Source organism: Agromyces mariniharenae (assembly GCF_008122505.1).
Taxonomy (GTDB): domain Bacteria; phylum Actinomycetota; class Actinomycetes; order Actinomycetales; family Microbacteriaceae; genus Agromyces; species Agromyces mariniharenae.
Genome location: NZ_VSSB01000001.1, coordinates 2,395,730 through 2,414,214, shown reverse-complemented (window position 1 = coordinate 2,414,214; position 18,485 = coordinate 2,395,730). Strand labels below are relative to the sequence as shown.

The window sequence follows — 18,485 nt, the reverse complement described above, 5'->3', positions numbered from 1 at the left end:
ATGCCGCGGCGAACCGCGCTTGCGGCGATCCTAGCGGGGACCCGACGGACGGGCTATGCCGCCGCGACCACCGCGAGGAGCGCCTCGCCGTAGGCCTCGCGCTTCTTCGCGCCGATGCCCGTGATGCCGTCGAGGTCGCCGAGGTTCGCGGGCCGTGCCACGGCGACCGCGCGCAGCGTGGCGTCGCCGAACACGATGTAGGCGGGGACGCCCTGCTCGCGAGCCTCCCCCGCGCGCCACGCCCGCAGCGCCTCGAAGAGCTCGGCCTGGGCCGGCTCGAGGTCGGCCGCTGCGGGGGCCGCCTTCGGCCCGCGCGAGCGCTCCGCTCGCTCGGGCTCGGTGCGGAGCATGACCGTGCGCCCGCCCGACAGCACGTCGGACGCGGAATCGGTGATCGCGAGCGTGCCGTACTCGCCGTGCGTCTCGAGCAGGCCCTGCGCGAGCAGCTGCCGCACGACGCCGCGCCACTGCTGCTCGCTCAGGTCGTCGCCGATCGACCAGGTCGCCAGCGCGTCGTGTCCGTATTGACGCACGCGGGGTGTCTCCTTGCCGCGCAGGATGTCGATGAGGTGGCCCGCGCCGAAGCGCTGCCGCCGCTCGCGCTGCAGCCGCACGATGGTCGACATGAGCTTCTGCGCCGGGACCGTGCCGTCCCATGCTGCCGGCGGCTCGAGGCAGGTGTCGCAGTTGCCGCACGGCTCGCTGCGCTCGCCGAAGTACGCGAGCAGGTTCTGCCGCCGGCACTGCACGGTCTCGCACAGGGCGAGCATCGCGTCGAGGTGCTGGGACAGGCGACGACGGTGCGCGAGGTCGCCGGGGCTCTCGTCGATCATGCGACGCTGCTGCACGACGTCTTGCAGTCCGTAGGCGAGCCAGGCCGTGGCGGGCGCACCGTCGCGGCCTGCTCGACCGGTCTCCTGGTAGTAGCCCTCGACCGACTTCGGCAGGTCGACGTGGGCGACGAAGCGCACGTCGGGCTTGTCGATGCCCATGCCGAACGCGATGGTCGCGACCACGACGACGCCGTCTTCGCGGAGGAAGCGCTCTTGCGTGCGACGTCGGACGCCCGCCTCGAGGCCGGCGTGGTACGGCAGCGCGTTCACCCCGTTCTGGGCGAGGAACGCGGCGATCTTCTCGGTGCTCGCGCGGGAGAGCGCATAGACGATGCCCGAGACCGGGGCGCCCGAGGCATCGGTGCCCTCGCTGCGGATGACGTCGAGGAGCTGGCGGCGCACCTCGAGCTTGGGCGCGATGCGGTACTGGATGTTGGGCCGATCGAAGCTCGAGACGAAGTGCTTCGCGCCCTCGAGCGAGAGCCGGGTCGTGATCTCGCGGTGCGTCGCCTCGGTGGCCGTGGCCGTGAGGGCGATGCGCGGCACGTCGGGCCAGCGATCGGCGAGCTCGGACAGGGCGAGGTAGTCGGGCCGGAAGTCGTGGCCCCACTGCGACACGCAGTGCGCCTCGTCGATCGCGAACAGGGCGATGCGGCCGCCCTCGAGGAACCGCTTGACGGGCTCGGCGTTGAGGCGCTCGGGGGCGATGTAGAGCAGGTCGAGCTCGCCGGCGAGGTACGCCCGCTCGACCTCGGCGCGCTCGGCGGGCAGCTGGCTCGAGTTGAGGTAGGCGGCCCGCACGCCGTTGCGCACGAGGGCGTCGACCTGGTCGTGCATGAGCGCGATGAGCGGCGAGACCACGATGCCCGTGCCCTCGCGCAGCAGCGCGGGGATCTGGTAGCAGAGGCTCTTGCCGCCGCCCGTGGGCATGAGCACGACGGCGTCGCCGCCACCGGTGACCTGCTCGATGATCGCGGCCTGCTCGCCACGGAAGGCGTCGTACCCGAAGACCGTGTGCAGCGCCTCGTCTGCACTCGAGAAGCGGACGGGAGCAGGACGCACGACGTGCGGCTCGGGTTCGACGAAGCGGGCGCCCGCGTCATCGGTCGCGGGGGCCCAGCCGCCGTCGAGGGTCGGCAGTCGCCCATCGTCAGGGGGCGGCGGAGCCCACTCGTCGTCGGGCGGCGGAGCGAGCTCATCGGGATCCCAGGGGACCTCCTCGGGGCCATGGGATTCCGCGTTCCAGCTCACCCGTCGAGTGTAACGAGCACCCCCGACGGGTGAGCCGGTTCCGTCCCCGGCCCGGCGGTCGTCGCCGACCGCCGGGCTGGGGAGGACGGGTCACGCGTCACGCCCTCCGACGGACGACCAGCCAGGTGACGATCGCGGCGACCGCGGCGAGCAGCACGCCGCCGACGATCCACAGCGCGTCGAGCGGTGCAGCGGATGCCGCGTCGCTCGTCTCGTCGGGCGCCTCGGACTCGGACGCCGGCGCGCTGGCCTCGGGCTCGGCGGCTGCCGAGGTGTCGCCGCAGGCGCCCGGCTCGTCGGATCCGTCGGCGAGTGCGATGCCGTCGACGGGCTGCCACGTGAACGCCCACGTGCCCGAGATCGGGTGCCCGTCGGTCGAGACCACGCGCCAGGTCACGGTGTACTCGCCGGGTTCGCCCAGCTGGGTCTGCGTGGTGGCCACGGGCCCGTCGACCACGGCGCATCCGTCGCCGTAGTACCGGCCGTCGGGACCCTGCACCTGGATCACCGATCCGCCCTCGACGTCGAGCAGGGCCTCGTTGGTCTCGAGCGAGACCGTGCCGGGTTGCGCGGTGACGACCGCGCCCTTCGCGGGCGTCGTCGCCACGACGTAGTTGTGCGCCGACGCCGGCAGCGCGGGCAGCACGGCGAGGGCGGCGGATGCCGCGACGACCGCCGCGAGCCGGCCGAGGCGAGCCGTGGCGCGACGCCGCCTCGCCGCCGACCGCGGAACCGCACCTGTCGCCGACATCATGCTCCCGATCGCGGACGGCGCGCGGCGAGCGCGAGCACGATGCCCACGACGCCGACCACGAGGCCGCCGATGCCGAGCACGCGGGCCACGGTGTCGGCGTCGCCCGACGTGGCCGCGACCTCCTCGGTGCCGTCGGCGTGGCCGTCACCGTGCTCGTCGGCGGCAGCCTCGTCGGTCGCGGCGCCGTGACCGTGCCCGTCGCCCGTCGCCTCGGTCACGACGATGACGGGCGCCGGGCTCTCGGGCTCCTCCTCGCCCTCCTCGGCGACCTGGTTCCAGTTCGTCTCGCCGACTTCGCAGGTCTGCAGCACGGGGAAGGCGAGCGTCTCGCCCGCCGCGTCCTCGGGCAGCTGGAGCGAGAGCTCGATGGTGTCGCGGTAGCCTTCTGGCACCGGCGTGATCGCGGTGTAGACGACCTGCGAGGTCCGGTCGCCGTCGGCGACCTTCTCGATCGTGTAGTTCGGGTTGAGCGTCGGCGAGACGCTCGCGATCGACTCGGGGATGTCGATGGCGATCGCCGTGGTCGGCGAACCTTCGCAGCCGTGGCTGTAGGCGAACGTCAGCACGGTGTAGCTGCCGGCGGCGGTGCCGCTGGGTGTCACGGTCACGTGGGCGCTGGCGGCGAGCGGGACGGCCGCGAGCGCCAGGACGGCGCCGCCGGCGAGGCCGGCGGCGGAGAGGCGTGCGATGCGCATGATGGGATGCTTTCGTGTTCGGTGCGGGCGCGCGCGTGCGCGAGGAGACCGCAAGGAAGGAGAGGTGGGAAGCGTCGGCCGCGTCAGGATGCGGCGACGGCGTTCGGCGGACCTCTCGATCCGAGTCCCGAGACGAGGAGCAGCGCGGCGAAGCGCGGTCGCGGCGCATCGGCGAGCAGCGAGAACGCCGGCGCGACGACGGGCACCGGAATCGTCGTGACCCGGCGCACGGCGACGCGGAGCGCACGTCGTACCGCGTCGAACACCCGGTCGCCAGCCACGAGCGCGGCGAGCGTCAGCGCGGCGGCCGCGAGGTGCGCCACCGGCATCCAGGAGTCGCCGTGGTCGACGGATGCCGCGGGCACGCTCAGGTGCGCGGACGCGTGTCCGCTCCGCATCGAGGGCGTCGACGGCGCGCCGATGGCATAGGTGAGGTGCAGCACCCCCTGGGCGACGAGCGCCGAGACGGCGGTGCGCAGCATCCGCGCTCGGGCGCCCGAGAGCGCCATGGCGAGCGGCGCCGAGAACGCGAGCGCGACCGCGAGGGCGACGGGTCCGGGCGGTGCACCGCCGCCGATGGTGTGCGCCAGCGAGGCCACGAAGGTCGCGAACACGGCCACGGCCGTTCCGCGTGCAACTCGTGCGCCCCGGGAAGTCACACGATCAGCCTAACCGGCGCCGCTGATCGCGAACGGGAGCAGGAAACGGGAACGGCCCCGGGCTCGCGCCCGGGGCCGTCTCCGTCATGCCGGTCGGCTCAGCCGACGTTGATCACGAACGAGCTGGTGGTGCCCACCGGCGTCGTGATGCCGAACCGGGTCGGTCCGCTGGTGCCCGCGGGCACCGTGAACGTCACCGTGGCCTTGCCGATCTCGTCGACCGTCGGCGTGTATGCCCGGTCGACGGTGCCGGTGCCGACCGTCGCTCCGCCGAACGTGACCGCGACCGTGCCGGCCGCCGTCTCCGTGCGGCTGAACTCGAGCGACGAGAGGTTGACCGTCACCTGAGATCCCGGAGCGAAGGTGGGGCCGCCCTGCACGACCACGCCGACCGCCCGCTGCGCGAGATCCGGCGTGATGGTGTCGAACGCCTCGAAGTAGTCGACCATCGACTCGAGGTCGACCTTGCCGCTGTCGGCCTTCTCCGTGCCCGTGTTCAGGGTGAGGAAGTTGTCTCCACCCGTCGCGAGGAACGAGTTCACGCCGACCACGTAGGTCGCTGCAGGATCGATCGCCACGCCGTTCAGGAACATCTCGGTGATGTGCTGGCCGGCCGGTGCGCCCGGGTTGTAGGTGTACGTGAACTCCTTGTTGATGCCGAGCTTGAGGAACGGACGCGACGCGCCTGCCGGCTGCCACTGCTCCTCGAGCACCTGCTTGATCTTCGCGCCCGTGAGCTTCATGGTCACGAGCGTGTTGGCGAACGGCTGCACGTCGGCCGCCTCGCGGTAGGTGACCTCGCCAGATGCCAGGTCGGCCCGCAGGCCGCCCGGGTTCATGAACGCGATCTGCACGCCGCGCGGCTGGTCGGAGTTGAGCGACCAGAGCTGCACGTCGGCCACGAGGTTGCCGAGCGTGGACTCGCCGCCTCGGTTCTCGGGGAACGACGAGGCACCCGCCGGGTTCGACGCCACGGCGCGGCCGAAGTCCGCGTTCGCGGTGCCGAGCACGACGTTGCCGAGCTCGTTGGCCTTCGCCACGGCTGCGTCGACGATCGGCTTCACGGCCGCGTCGTCGGGGTACAGCGCCGTCGTGCCGTCCATCAGGTTGAAGATCTCGTTCTTCATGGTGAAGGACTTGGTCTTCTTGTCGAACGTGATGTCCATGCGCGAGAACCGCTCGCCGTACTGGCCGCTCGAGATCACCGGCATGTCCGCGTGGTCGAACTCCGGGGAGTCCGCACGGGTGATCACGTGGTTGTACGCGAGGTGCGTGTGACCCGAGACGATGGCATCGACGTTGTCGTTCACGCCGAGCACGATCTCGCCGAATCGCGACGCGGGGTCGAGCGCCGACGCCTTGCCGGTCGTCGCCGCCCCCTCGTGCACGAGGAGCACGACGATGTCGGCCTCGCCGTTTCCGCCGTTGCCATCGCTCAGCTGGTCCGCGACGCGGTTCGCGGCCTCAGTCGGGTCGCCCACCGAGATCTCGGCGATGCCGCCGGGGCTCACCAGCGACGGCAGCTCATCGGTGACCGCACCCACGAAGCCGATGCGCACGCCCTCGAACTCCTGGATCCAGTACTCCGGGAGCGCCGGCGTCGTGGTGTCCTTCTCGTAGATGTTGGCGCCGAGGTACTCCCAGAGCGCCATCGGCATCACCCGGTCGGTGAGGTCGGCGAAGCCCTGGTCGAACTCGTGGTTGCCCACGGAGCTGACGTCGAGCCCGGCCGCGTTCAGCGACTGGATCGTGGGCACATCCTGCTGGATGAAGGACGTGAACGTCGACGCGCCGATCATGTCACCGGCCGCAGCGAAGATCGTGTTCGGGTTCGCCGCACGGATCTCCTTGACCGCCGATGACAGCGCGGCGATGCCGCCCGACGGCGCCGCCTGCTCGATGCGCCCGTGGAAGTCGTTCACGGTCACGAGGTCGATGTCCACCTTGGTGCTCGCGTTCGGCGAGCCGACACCCACGACGATCGGGTCGTGGTCGCTCGAGCGGTACGGGGTCCCGGCCTCGGCGGCCGTTCCCCAGTACTCGCGCTGCGACCACTCGGGCGAGTTGATCGGCCAGATGCCGACCCCGGTCACCCGATCGGTCGCCGCGGGCGACGCGAGCACGTGGTCGAGCGAGCCGAGCTCGCCGTCGAACGTGTAGGTGAACTGGCCGCGAGCCTTGGCGAAGGCGAGGTCGGTCCAACCCGCCTTCGCGAAGACCTGCACCGGGTCCTCCTTGGAGTACGCGTTGAAGTCGCCCACGAGGTAGACCGCGTTCTTCTTGCCCTCGGACAGCGTGTTCGCGAACTCGAGGAGGTCGTTCGCCTGCTCGACACGCTCGTCGTTGAAGGCGTCCTGGCCCTGCTGCGGCGACGGGTCGGTGCCGCTCTTCGACTTGAAGTGGTTCGCCACGACGGTCAGGAACGACTTGCCGTACTTGAAGGTCTGGGCGATCGGCTCGCGGGCGATGTCCCACACGGCCTCGTCGATGATCGTCTGCGCCTCGCCCGACGGCTTCACGACCGCGGGCTTGTAGATGATCGCGTTGGTGATGAAGTCGGTGATCGCGGCGTCGTGCAACGCGGCAGGCGTGCGCACGTAGTCCCACACCTTCGAGCCTGCGTCGGCGTTGAGGCCCGCGACGAGGTCGGCGAGCGCCTCGTCGGGCGCCTCACCGAGCTTCACCGAGTTCTCGATCTCCTGGAGCGCGACGACGTCGGCGTCCAGGCCGTTGATCGCCTCGATGATCTTCGACTTCTGGATGGCGAACTCCTCGGGCGTGGCCGCGCCGCGCGCCTCGGGGTTCTGCGACGTGAGCGTCGTGAAGTAGTTCAGCACGTTGAACGCCGCGACGGTCACATCGCCGCCCACAGCCGGCGCGGTCAGGCCCGGGCGCGTGTTGACCGCGGTGAACGTCGGCTTGAGGTTCGCGGCGCTCGCGTCGTTGATCGGCAGCGGCGGCTGCACGCGCCAGTTGTTGAACCCGAAGCTCAGGACGCCCCCACCGGTCGGGAAGGTCACGCCGTCACCGTTGCGTACGACGAGCTCCTTGGTGAAGTAGGGCTGGCCGCCGGGGTGCCTGGCGTCGGCGGTGTTCACGTCCCATCCGTCGTCGAGAATCAGGCGGGCGTTGTTGTTCGCGGCCGTGATGTTGTTGGCGGCAGTCGTCGTGGGAGCCTGCTGCTCGAATGCCTCGACCGGCATCGCGCTGCCGGCGCTCGTCCACAGCTCGCCGAAGTTCTGCAGGTTGTGACTCGAGACGACCCGGTAGGTCCCGGTCGGGCGCACGAGCATGCCCTCGAACGCCTCCCGGGCGGAGCCGAGCACGGTCGCGGCCAGGTTGGTCGGCGCGAGCGGCCCGAAGCCGGCCTGCACGACCTCCACCGAGGCGCCGGCACCCGAGGCGTTGACCCGGGTGACGGAGCCGGACTCCTGCGCCACGCCCGTCGCGCGCACGAGGTCGCCGATTGCGAACGACGGCGTGGCCGCGGCGCCGACGAGGACGAAGATGCCGTCGGATGCGCCCTGCGTCGTATCGGGACCCGGCGTCTGGATGTAGAAGCCCCGGTAGCTGCCGTCGACGCGGTGGTCGGCGGTCACGACACCCTCGACCGTCACGGTCTGGCCGGCGAGGGGCGTCACGGCCCCTGTGCCTTGGACCTGAGCGATCGTGTGGCTTACCGGTACGGCGTATGCCGGTGGTGCGGCGAGGACTCCCGCCACGACGGCGCCGGCCGCGGCGACCGCCACGGCTGACAGGCGTTGAACAGTGCTGCGACGTGGCATGACTCTCCTCTGATCCCCACTGCCTCATTGGTGCGCGCTGCGGGGACTCAGGCTCGACGACGTTGTCGGGTCGGGTTCGCAGGGAGCACTGCCCGTAGCCTAAGCACCGCTTCCGACCCTGCCAAGGGGTTTCCGTTGCTTCGTACGCCCGTTTTCATGCGGTGTTCACGGATCGCGCGCAGATGTGCACCATGCACCCCGAACCCTGCTCGGATGAGCACGCGTGCGTCGCCGATACGCTGGGACGACCATGCTCACCGCCGTCTTCTCGCTCGCCGGGGCGCTCGTCTTCGGCGCGGCCGACTTCCTCGGCGGACTCGCCGCAAAGCGGGTGAGCTCCATCCTGGCCACGGCCGTCGCATCGCTGACCGGATTCGTGCTGCTCCTCGCGGCGCTCCCGCTCCTCGGCGGCACCTGGACCGACGACGACCTGCTCTGGAGCGTGCTCTCGGGCGTCGCCGGCGCGGTGGCGATCTCGCTGCTCTACGCGTGCCTCGCGATCGGGCCGATGAGCATCCTCTCCCCGCTCACGGCGCTGGTCTCGGCGGTCGTGCCCATGGTGTGGGGACTCATCGTCGGCGGCGAGCGCTTCGCGACGCTCGGCTACTGGGCGCTCGGGCTGGCGCTCGTCGCGGTCGTGCTCGTGGGCTTCGTGCCCGAGCGCGGCGCCGTGCGACCGAGCCTGCGCGGCATCCTCATGGCCATCGGGTCGGGCATCGCGATCGGGACGTTCTTCATCACGATCGACCAGACCTCGGAGGAGAGCGGCGCACTGCCGCTGCTCGTCAACCGCGTCGTGAACGCCGCCATCATGTTCTCCGTGCTCGGCGTGCTGGCGCTCGTCGGCATCGCCCGTCGGCGACGCAGCGACATGCCACATGCCGATCGGATGCCGCGGCCGGCGTCGGTCGGCGCCGCCGTCGCGCCCGCGCGCAGCACGACCGCGACGGGCGTGCAGCTGGCGATCGCCTGCGGCGCCGTCGACGTCGTGGCGAACGGACTGCTCCTCGTCGGCATCCGCGCCGGCGACCTCTCGGTGGCGGCGGTGCTCGGCGCGATGTACCCGGCGGGCACGATCCTGCTCGCCGCGCTCGTGCTCAAGGAGCGCATCGCGCCCGTGCAGTGGGCCGGGCTCGTGCTCGCGCTGACGGCGGCGGGCATGCTCGCCGTCGCGTAGTCGGGTCTCGATACGCGTCCGCCTCCGGCGGGCGCTACTCGACCAGCGGGTCTAGAGCCGCACGACCTCGGTGACGCGCACGACCGCGGCGCCCTCCTCGGCGGACGCTTCGAGGTCGACCTCGGCGCGGATGCGCCAGTCGTGGTCGCCCGCGGGATCGTCGATCACCTGCTCGACGCGCCACAGGCCGCTCGCGGCATCCGATTCGTCGATCGTGACGAGCCGCGGCGAGCGCGCCGGGCCGCCCGTGAGGATCTCGTCGTGCTCGCCGTAGTAGCGGTCGAGCGCGTCGGGCCATCCGACGTCGGGGTCGAGCTCGGCGAGCTCGTCGTCGCGCTCGAGCGCCGCGAGCTGCACCCGCCGGAACAGCTCGTTGCGCACGAGCACCGTGAACGCGCGACGATTGGTGACCACCGACGGCGGCGCGGGCGGCACGACGGCCTGCTCGTCCTCGGGCAGGTGCGACGACGGGTCGACGAGCTCGGCCCACTCGTCGACGAGGCTCGAGTCGACCTGCCGCACGAGCTCGCCGAGCCACTCGATGATGTCGAGCAGCTCCTCGTCCTTCGCGTCGCTCGGCACGGTCTGGCGGATCGCGCGGAACGCATCGGAGAGGTACCGCAGCACGAGCCCCTCGCTCCGCTGCAGCTGGTAGAAGGAGACGTACTCGCCGAACGACATGCTGCGCTCGAACATGTCGCGCACCACCGACTTCGGCGAGAGCTCGAAGTCGCGCACCCACGGCTGGCTCGACGCGAACGTCTCGAACGTGACGGCGAGCAGCTCGTCGAGCGGCTTCGGCCAGGTCACCTCCTCGAGCAGCGCCATGCGCTCGTCGTACTCGATGCCGTCGCGCTTCATCGCGGCCACGGCCTCGCCGCGCGCCTTGTACTGCTGCTGCGAGAGGATCGGCCGCGGATCGTCGAGCGTGGACTCGATGATCGAAACGACGTCGAGCGCGTAGTGCCCCGTGCCCTGCTCGCTCGTCTCGGGATCGAGCAGCTCGATCGCGGCGAGCGCGAACGGCGACAGCGGCTGGTTGAGGGCGAAGTTCGGCTGCAGGTCCACCGTGAGGCGCAGGTCGGCGAGGCGCCCGGGCGCGGTGGGCTCGAGGATCTCGACCACGCCGGCGACCTTCAGCGTCCGCAGGATCTCCAGGGCCCGCCGTGCGAGCTCGTACTGCCGCGCCCGTGACTGGTGGTTGTCGAAGACGAGCGAGCGGATGCCGCGGACGACGTCGCCGCCCCGCCCGATCACGTTGATGAGCATCGCCGCCGTCAGCTGCAGCTGCGGCACGAGCGCCTCGGGCTCCGCGGCGACGAGCCGTTCGAACGAGCCCTCGCCCCAGGTCACGAATCCGGCGGGCGCCTTCTTCCGCACGACCTTCTTGAGCTTCCTCGGGTCGTCGCCGGCCTTGCGCACCGCGACCTCGTTCTCGATCTCGTGGTCGGGCGCCAGCACGACGACGGTGCCGGCCGTGTCGTAGCCGGCGCGGCCCGCGCGGCCCGCGATCTGGTGGAACTCGCGGGCGGTGAGCTGCCGCATCCGCTGGCCGTCGTACTTCGAGAGCGCCGTGATGAGGACCGTGCGGATCGGCACGTTGATGCCGACGCCGAGCGTGTCGGTGCCGCAGATCACGCGCAGGAGCCCGCGCTGCGCGAGCGTCTCGACGAGCCGCCGGTAGCGCGGCAGCATCCCCGCGTGGTGCACGCCGATGCCCGCCCGCACGAGCCGCGAGAGCGTCTTGCCGAACCCGGTCGTGAACCGGAACCCGCCGATCGCCCCGGCGATCTCGTCGCGCTGCTCGCGCGACACGACCCGGATCGAGGACAGCGCCTGCGCGCGCTCCATCGCCGCGGCCTGCGAGAAGTGCACGATGTAGACGGGCGCGAGCCGGGTGTCGAGCAGCTCCTCGACGGTCTCCTGCACGGGCGTCTTCGCGTACGAGAAGTGGAGCGGCACCGGGCGGTCGACGCCCGTGACCCGTGCGGTGTCGCGACCGGTGCGGCGAGTGAGGTCGTCGGCGATGGCCGTGACGTCGCCGAGCGTCGCCGACATGAGCACGAACTGCACGCGCGGCAGGGTGATGAGCGGCACCTGCCACGCCCACCCGCGGTCGGGATCGCCGTAGTAATGGAACTCGTCCATGACGACCTGGTCGACGTCGGCGTCGGCGCCGTGCCGGAGGGCAAGGTTCGCGAGGATCTCGGCCGTGCAGCAGATGATCGGGGCATCCGGGTTGACCGAGCTGTCACCCGTGACCATGCCCACGTTCTGGGCGCCGAAGATCTCGACGAGCTGGAAGAACTTCTCGCTCACGAGCGCCTTGATGGGCGCCGTGTAGTAGCTGCGGCCGCCACGGGCGACGGATGCCGCGTGCGCCGCGACCGCGACGAGCGACTTGCCCGTGCCGGTGGGGGTCGACAGGATCACGTTCGCGCCCGAGACGATCTCGATGATCGCCTCGTCCTGCGCGGGGTAGAGCGAGAAGCCCCGGCCGGCGGCCCACTCCACGAACGCGTCGTACATCGCGTCGGCGTCGTACGGGCGCGGGGCGAGGTCGAGGAGCGGCGCGGTCACCCGACCGAGTCTGTCATGCGGCCGAGCGGGGGCGCGCCGCTACGCCTTTGGCGCGAACGCGGTGCTCAGCCGTCCGAGCGCGTCGCGGTCGGAGGCGTCGAGGGCGGCGCAGGCGTCGGCGACGGTGATCTCGGGCCCGCGCGACGGCGACCAGGCGATGGTGCCGTGCTCGAAGCATCCGCTCATCGCTCCGGTCGCCGGGTCGACGAGCACGTCGGCGACGGGCAGGCCCAGGTTCGAGCGCTCCCAGCCGAGCAGCGCCCAGATGTCGCGCACCATGCCGTGCACGATGGCGGCGCCGTGGCGGGACGTGCGGTAGATCGATCCGCCCTCGAAGTGCGCGAAGCCGCCGGCGTCGCGCGAGAGCCCGTCGAGGCGCTGCTCGTCGGTCGTCGGCAGTCCGAGGAACGACCGCTCGCCGCCGACCGCCAGCCAGCGCTCGGCGATCTCGCCGTGCACCTCGTGCGCGCCCGTGCGCTCCGACCAGTACACCGCGCCGTGCTCGTAGCCGCGGCGGTACACGTCGGCGTCGCCGAGCTGCGTGTGCAGCGTGACGGCCTCGCCGAGCCACGCGTGCTCGGCGCGCTTGGCGCTGATGGCCGGGACGGCGATGAGCAGCCGGTTGGCCGGGTCGTACCGCACCGCGGTGCGGAAGTCCGTCCAGCTCACCGCGCGGTCGAGCCGCTTCGGCAGCAGGGCGGCGTGCGCCGGTCGAGCCTGCGTGAGGCGCTCGGCTCGCGTCGTGTGGTCCATGGGTGCTCCGCTCGTCGGGCCGGACTCGTCGCGGCCGGGTCGTGTGCGCTCGTCGTGAGCGATGGTGGGCTGGTCGTCCCGGCGATTCCGGGGAGAACGGGGGGAGCCGGTCGCACCCGATTCGCGACCAGGTGCCGACCGGCTCTCCGGTCGCCGTCCGCGGTGACAGTTCCCCCTGCGGTCCGCGGCTCGACGACCGGATCCCACGCTACGCACGCCCCGAACGGCGGGCATCAGGGTTCTCCCTGAACCTCGCCGACGCGGTCGACGGATGCCGCGGCGGGGTGCCGAGCGTGCGGCTCAGGCGGCGGATGCCGCGGCGAGGTGCCGAGCGTGCGGCTCAGGCGGCGGATGCCGCGGCGTCGATCGCGTCGCGGGCGAGCGCCGACGCCGACGCGACGAGCACCGCGCGACGGCGCGCCGCCCGGTCGGAGCCGCCGTCGACGAGGAACGCGTCGAGGTGGCCGAGCACGGGCCACGCGTTCACGAGCGACACGATCGTGAGCAGCAGCTCGCCGGCCGCCTCGCGGTCGACGCCGGGCAGCAGCTCGCGGAAGCGCTCGACCTTCTGCTCGTGGTAGGCCGCGCGCGCGGCGTCGGCCGCGGTGGCCGCGCCGCGCTCGAGCCCCTCCCAGAAGACCAGCCGCGGGATGACGCCGTCGGCGAGGTGGTGGTCGAAGAGGCGGCCGGCGTAGTCGCCCACCGCCTCGGCGCCGACCCCGCGCATCGGGACCTCGTCCATCGACGTGCGGAGGCGGGCGGCGAGCACGGCCGCGAACAGGTCGTCCTTCTTGCCGAAGTACTGGTAGATCCGCTCCTTGTTGACGCCTGCGGCCGCCGCGATGCGGTCGACGCGCGCACCGGCGAGCCCGTGCTCGCTGAACTCGGCGGTCGCGGCATCCAGCAGCAGTCGCTTCGTGCGCTCGGTGTCCCAGGCCATGCCCCCAGTCTAGCAATTTCCAACCGACCAGTTGCGAATTCGATCGGGACGTGGTTCAATTACAACCGTTCAGTTGGAAATGACATGAGGAGTCGCCATGACCACCGCCCCCAGCCCCGTCGTCGAGGCCGCGCCGACGACCGCCGCGCCCACGACCGTCCGCGCCGTCCCCGCCCCGCCGTCGGTGCACGTGCGCGCCGTGATCACGTGGCTCGCGATCTTCCCGCTCGTCGCCGTCGGCATGGTGCTCATCGCCCCGATCGCGGAGTCGTGGCATCCGGTGCTGCGGGCCTTCGTGCTCACGCTCGTCGTCGTGCCGCTCGCGGTGTACGTCGTCGTGCCGCAGCTCATGCGCGCCTACGGTGCGCTGCGCCGTCGCCGCGCCCCGCGTTCGGGGGAAGTCGCTTGATCCGGCGATCGGCCGACCACTAGCGTGCGGTCAGGCGTCGCGCCCCGCGCCGCCCGAGACGCAGGAGGACCAGATGCTCATCGCCCCGGCCAAGGGTCCCGAGTCGGCGACCCGACCCGAGCTCGGCACCTTCGACGCCGCCCTCGTGGTGGTGCACGGCATGGGCAACGCGTTCAAGAGCCAGATCCTCCTCGAGTGGGCCGAGCCGCTCCTCGAGCGCATGGACTGGGTCGCGCGCGACCGCATCATCGGCGCCGACGAGACCCATGGGGTGACGATCCACGACTCCGACCTCTCGGGCGACACCCCGATCGTCACGGCGACGGTCCGGTTCCCGAAGCACCGCGACCCCGACGCAGCGGATGCCGCGGTCGAGACGGTCGAGCGCAGGATCGCGATCCTCGAGGCGCGGTGGTCGGAGTCGTTCGTGCCCATGACGCGGGCGCAGGTGTTCCGGTGGGCGGTGCCGTTCATGTGGCGCGCGATCACGCGCACGCTCGGCCTGTTCTGGAACACGATGGTCGTGCTGTCGTGGCTCACGCTCGGGCACCACCTGCGCGCTCCGCGCGAGACCCTGCTGCTCCCCCGCTGGCTCAACCTCGTCGTCGACCTCATCCGGGTCGTGGTGTCGACGATCGCGTTCGTCGTCGTCTGGACGTTCCTGGTGCTGCTCGGCGTCGTGCTGACGCCGATCCTGCCGCTGCTCAGCCCGCTGCTGCTCATCCCGTGGTTCAAGGACCTCGCGCAGGGCGTCCTCGACCAGCTCGTCGAGTCGATCGGCGACGTCGCGTCGTGGAAGGAGCGTCCCGTGCGGGCGTCCGCGATGCGCCTCGTCGTGCGCGACGCGCTCGCGCAGGCGAAGGACCTCGTCGGCGACGGCGACGTGCACCTCTTCGCGCACTCGCAGGGCGCCGCGGTGGCTACGTTCGCGTTGTTCGAGGAGCTCGATCCGGCCGACTTCAACGTGCGCCGGCTCACGACCGTGGGTGCGGCGGTGGTGCTGCTCGGGCGCGAGAAGTGGCAGGGCCGCAAGGACGTCTACACGCCCGTGAAGACCTGGATCGACCGCAACTCGGCGAACCGGCGCGAGGGCAAGCCGCATGTCGCCTGGTCGAACCACTGGGCGATCTGGGACCCGTTCTCGGCCGGTCCGATCACCGACACGAAGGATGCCGCGCGCAAGCGCTGGCAGGCCGCGTACTTCCCGTCAGCCTCGACGATCGCGCTCGGCCCCGAAGAGCACGCCGTGCACAACACGAGCCAGCCCTGGCTCGACCACGGCGTCTACTACGCGAACACCGTGCAGGTGGTGGAGCCGACCGCGCGGCACCTGCTCGGCGACGAGTTCCCGCCCGTGCCGCAGCCGGTGGAGTACATCCGCAACAGGCTCGTCGTGATCGACAAGAAGTCGCTCGGCCTCTCGACCATCGCGGCGTTCGTCATCGCGGCCATCCTGCCCGGCCTCTCGGGCGCCTCCGCGTTGTTCGCCTGGCTCATCCAGGCCGTCGCCGACGCGGTCGCGTGGGTGATCGGGCTCGTGCCCGGCCTCGACGGCTCGGGGGCCGCGGCATCCGTCGCGTTCCTCATCGACCGGGGCAGCACGCCTCCGCGCCTCTCCACCATCGGCTGGGTCGTCGCGTCGGCGCTCGTCGCGGCCCTGCTCGTCTGGCTCAACCAGCTCATGCAGAAGCAGACCGAGCGCTCGATCGTGTGGGACCGCTGCCCCCTCGACGTTCGCACCTGGCTGGTGCTCACCGCCATCCCGCGTGCGCTCTACGTGTTCGGCGCGGCCGTCGTCGTCTGGTTCGCGATCCTCGACTGGTGGGAGCCGCAGCCCGACACCGGCTGGCTCGTCGTGAGCGGCGTGCTCCTCGCGGCCGTCGCGGTGTTCGTGATCGTGGAGCCCCGATTCTCGCCCGCGCCGCGGACCGTGCCCGAGCAGGAGACCCTCGAGGCCACGCCCCGCGTCGTGCCGCCGCCCGAGCCGATGCGCCTCGGGATCGCGATCGCGAGCGACGAGTACCGCCGCGAGCTCGCGGCCCGGCGCGCCAACCTCCAGCCCGAGGGCGCATGGGCGACGTGGTGGGCGAAGCACTTCCACGGCTGGACGCCCGACGCGACGCCCGCGGCATCCGACACCACCGTGATCTGACGCCGCGAGTGCTCAGCCGTCGTCGCGGCGCTCGGGCGGCGGCGCGACCGTCGGCCGCAGCACGCCGCGCGGGTCGCCCCCCGCGAGCACCTCGACGAGCGCCTCGACGAGCCGGAACGGCACGAGCGCGGCGAGGTGCAGCGCGAGCAGCGGGCCGAGCACCGCGAGCGAGCCCGAGAGCAGCAGCACGAGCGTCGCGAGGCCCGCGGCCGCCCACGGCCAGGCGGCGAGCGCGACGGCGGGCAGCGCGAGCAGCCACCACGGGTTCCAGAACGCGGCGACGGATGACCCGACCACCACGATCGCGCCGACGATCACCTGCACGAGCAGCAGCACGCCGGCCGCACCGCCGAACTGCCGCTCGCGGTCGGCGGCGACCCACGCCCACATCAGCCAGGAGCGCAGCACCGGGACGCGCTGCTCGCGGAGCGCCGTGCGGAAGACCCGGTCGTCCTCGCGGCGCTGCACGAGGGCGGCGCGTCGATCGCCGAGGTCCACCGCGTCCAGCGACAGCTCGTCGTGCAGGATCGCCGGCGCGGACTGGCGACCGTAGCTCGCGATGAAGCTCCACATCCACATGGGCACCGACGCCAGGTCGGTCACGCCATGCGTGGCCGGCTCCGGCACGCCGGGGTCGGGCAGGGGCGCGCCTGGCGCGCGGGCGGGCACCGTGTAGCGGCGCCCCGACACCGGGTCGTCGTAGACGAATCCGGCTCGCACCTCGAAGCGGTAGCCGTCGGCCGGGCGCTGGGCGAGCAGCAGCTCGCCGAGGGATTGTCCGTCGTCGGTGCGGAACGGCATCCGGTCTCCTTCGGTCGCAGGGTCGCGCAGGTCGCGAGGGTCGCGCACGCCCGTGGTTCGGCGAGCGCACTCGCGACCATCCTGCCGCGTGCGGTCAGCCGAGCAGCAGCGCCACCGCGAAGAGCACCGGGACCGATCCCATCGTGGTGACGAAGACCGTGTCGCGGGCCACCACCTCGGCCGTCTCGTACCGCTGCGCGAACACGAACACGTTCTGCGCGGTCGGCAGCGCGGCGAGCACCGTGACGGCATAGAGCTCGATGCCGTCGAGCCCGAACGCGAACCGCCCGAGCGCCCACGCGGCGAGCGGCATGGCCACGAGCTTCAGCGCCGACGCGAGGAGCACGTCGCGGCGGCCGGTGCCGGGCTCGAGGAGCCGCTGGCCGTGCAGCGACAGGCCGTAGGCGATGAGCATGAGCGGCACCGCGGCGTGGCCGATGAGTTCGATCGGCTCGAGCACGTACGCGGGCAGCTCCAGACCCGTGACGGCCACCAGCACGCCGAGGAGCGAGCCGACGATGATCGGGTTCGTGAACGTCGACCGGACGATCTCCCACGCCGACGCGCGACCCTCGACCTTCGCGCCCAGCACGGCGAGCGCGATCGGGGCGAAGAGCAGCAGCTGGAGCAGCACGACCGGCGCCGACCAGGCGGCGTCGCCGAGCATGTAGACGGCGATCGGGATGCCGAAGTTGTTGCCGTTCACGTACCCCGAGGCGAGGGAGCCGATCACGGTCTGGGCGAGCGTGCGCCGCCATGCGAGCATCGCGACGAGGGCGAAGATCGCCATCATCGCGACGGCCGTGACCGCCGAGACGGGCAGGAGCGCCGAGAACAGCGCGCCGACGTCGGCCGTCGCGAGCACCGAGAAGAGCAGGAACGGCGCCAGCACGTTGAAGTTCAGGCGGGCGAGCACGGGCCTCGCCTCGGGCGGGAGCACCCCGGTGCGGGCCGCCAGCCAGCCGACGAGGACGGCGAGGGCGATGACCGCGAAGCCGGTCAGGATGCCGATCACGCGCGCACGCCCTGACGCGGTGCACGGGACGGGCGGATCATCGCCACGAGCCTACCGGCGCACGCACGACTCGGACGTCCCTCGCGCTCGACGCCGACTCGGAGCACCGCGCCGGGACAGGGACTTTCGCCCTTCCGCCCGACCGGCGCCGCCCGATACGCTGCCCCCGAGGGCGGGAATCGCCCCCGACGGGGAGGGGGAACTAGCCATGAGCGGACAGGTGGACGACACCCAACGCACCACGACCGAGCAGCCGCGCCGAGGCAGCGGCGGCTCCCGATTCGCCGGCATCGTCGGCATCATCATCGGCGCGCTGATGATCCTCGGCGGCGTCGCCGCCTGGATCGGCGTGACCACCCAGTTGGCCGAGGAGAACATCGTCGTCAGCGACGACGCCGCGTTCGCGCAGGGCCAGCAGGTGCTCGACCCGATCACCGCATGGGCGCAGGCGGAGGTCATCCAGAAGCACGCGCTGGAGGCGACCGGCGGCCAGACCTACGCCGAGCTCGACCAGGACGACCCGATGCGCGAGACGGCGGCGACCGCCTCGTACCTGCGCACCTCGCTCTTCACCTCGATCGTCGCGTTCGGCGTGGCGCTCCTCGCCGCCGGCACGGGCGTGATCGCCGTGCTCTACGGCTGGTCCTTGCTCGCACTCGGGAGGCGGCCGGTCTGAGCGGG

At 71.9% G+C, this 18,485-nt stretch carries 14 protein-coding genes; 4 read left to right on the top strand and 10 right to left on the bottom strand.

Annotation, left to right across the window (positions count from 1 at the left end):
* Window positions 1-53: 53 nt before the first annotated feature.
* From recQ to FYC51_RS11075, 5 genes are all read right to left on the bottom strand, one after another.
* Window positions 54-2,084 carry a DNA helicase RecQ gene (gene recQ / locus FYC51_RS11095; protein WP_148733587.1) on the bottom strand — a complete coding sequence of 677 codons (2,031 nt, stop codon included), beginning with the start codon at window positions 2,082-2,084 and terminating at the stop codon, window positions 54-56.
* A 97-nt stretch (window positions 2,085-2,181) separates the two neighbouring features.
* Complete coding sequence (locus FYC51_RS11090) at window positions 2,182-2,838, bottom strand: copper resistance CopC family protein (RefSeq protein ID WP_148733586.1); 657 nt, start codon at window positions 2,836-2,838, stop codon at window positions 2,182-2,184.
* Entirely contained in the window at window positions 2,835-3,533 is a 699-nt protein-coding gene (locus FYC51_RS11085; RefSeq protein WP_148733585.1) for a YcnI family copper-binding membrane protein, read from the bottom strand. The genes FYC51_RS11090 and FYC51_RS11085 overlap by 4 nt, the downstream gene beginning before the upstream one ends.
* Window positions 3,534-3,616: 83 nt before the next feature.
* Complete coding sequence (locus FYC51_RS11080; protein ID WP_148733584.1) at window positions 3,617-4,153, bottom strand: hypothetical protein; 537 nt, start codon at window positions 4,151-4,153, stop codon at window positions 3,617-3,619.
* 137 nt (window positions 4,154-4,290) lie between these two features.
* Window positions 4,291-7,833 (bottom strand): ExeM/NucH family extracellular endonuclease, encoded by a 3,543-nt coding sequence (locus tag FYC51_RS11075; protein ID WP_187432591.1) that lies wholly within the window; start codon window positions 7,831-7,833, stop codon window positions 4,291-4,293.
* Between the two features lie 394 nt (window positions 7,834-8,227).
* Here FYC51_RS11075 and FYC51_RS11070 point away from each other — a divergent pair, with 394 nt between their 5' ends.
* Complete coding sequence (locus FYC51_RS11070) at window positions 8,228-9,154, top strand: DMT family transporter (protein ID WP_148733582.1); 927 nt, start codon at window positions 8,228-8,230, stop codon at window positions 9,152-9,154.
* 51 nt (window positions 9,155-9,205) lie between these two features.
* On the opposite strand, the gene FYC51_RS11065 is transcribed toward FYC51_RS11070, so the two are convergent.
* The 3 genes from FYC51_RS11065 to FYC51_RS11055 form a co-directional block, all read right to left on the bottom strand.
* Window positions 9,206-11,683, bottom strand: coding sequence for a DEAD/DEAH box helicase (locus tag FYC51_RS11065; protein ID WP_148734262.1), 2,478 nt, complete (start codon window positions 11,681-11,683; stop codon window positions 9,206-9,208).
* Window positions 11,684-11,773: 90 nt separating this feature from the next.
* Window positions 11,774-12,487 (bottom strand): LGFP repeat-containing protein, encoded by a 714-nt coding sequence (locus FYC51_RS11060; RefSeq protein WP_187432590.1) that lies wholly within the window; start codon window positions 12,485-12,487, stop codon window positions 11,774-11,776.
* A 340-nt stretch (window positions 12,488-12,827) separates the two neighbouring features.
* Window positions 12,828-13,427 (bottom strand): TetR/AcrR family transcriptional regulator, encoded by a 600-nt coding sequence (locus tag FYC51_RS11055; protein WP_148733580.1) that lies wholly within the window; start codon window positions 13,425-13,427, stop codon window positions 12,828-12,830.
* A gap of 97 nt (window positions 13,428-13,524) precedes the next feature.
* On the opposite strand from FYC51_RS11055, the gene FYC51_RS11050 reads away from it, so the two are divergent.
* Both FYC51_RS11050 and FYC51_RS11045 read left to right on the top strand, forming a co-directional pair.
* Window positions 13,525-13,836, top strand: a complete 312-nt coding sequence (locus FYC51_RS11050; RefSeq protein ID WP_148733579.1) for a putative antibiotic biosynthesis monooxygenase — start codon at window positions 13,525-13,527, stop codon at window positions 13,834-13,836.
* A gap of 73 nt (window positions 13,837-13,909) precedes the next feature.
* Window positions 13,910-15,988, top strand: coding sequence for a YihY/virulence factor BrkB family protein (locus FYC51_RS11045; RefSeq protein WP_148733578.1), 2,079 nt, complete (start codon window positions 13,910-13,912; stop codon window positions 15,986-15,988).
* A 12-nt stretch (window positions 15,989-16,000) separates the two neighbouring features.
* On the opposite strand, the gene FYC51_RS11040 is transcribed toward FYC51_RS11045, so the two are convergent.
* Together FYC51_RS11040 and FYC51_RS11035 are read right to left on the bottom strand one after the other, a co-directional pair.
* Window positions 16,001-16,789: a DUF1353 domain-containing protein gene (locus FYC51_RS11040; protein WP_148733577.1), complete on the bottom strand. Its 789-nt coding sequence runs from the start codon at window positions 16,787-16,789 to the stop codon at window positions 16,001-16,003.
* 94 nt (window positions 16,790-16,883) lie between these two features.
* A complete protein-coding gene (locus FYC51_RS11035) occupies window positions 16,884-17,804 on the bottom strand; it encodes an AEC family transporter (RefSeq protein ID WP_148733576.1) in 921 nt (306 codons plus the stop codon).
* 208 nt (window positions 17,805-18,012) lie between these two features.
* On the opposite strand from FYC51_RS11035, the gene FYC51_RS11030 reads away from it, so the two are divergent.
* Complete coding sequence (locus FYC51_RS11030; protein ID WP_148733575.1) at window positions 18,013-18,480, top strand: aromatic ring-opening dioxygenase LigA; 468 nt, start codon at window positions 18,013-18,015, stop codon at window positions 18,478-18,480.
* Window positions 18,481-18,485: the final 5 nt, after the last annotated feature.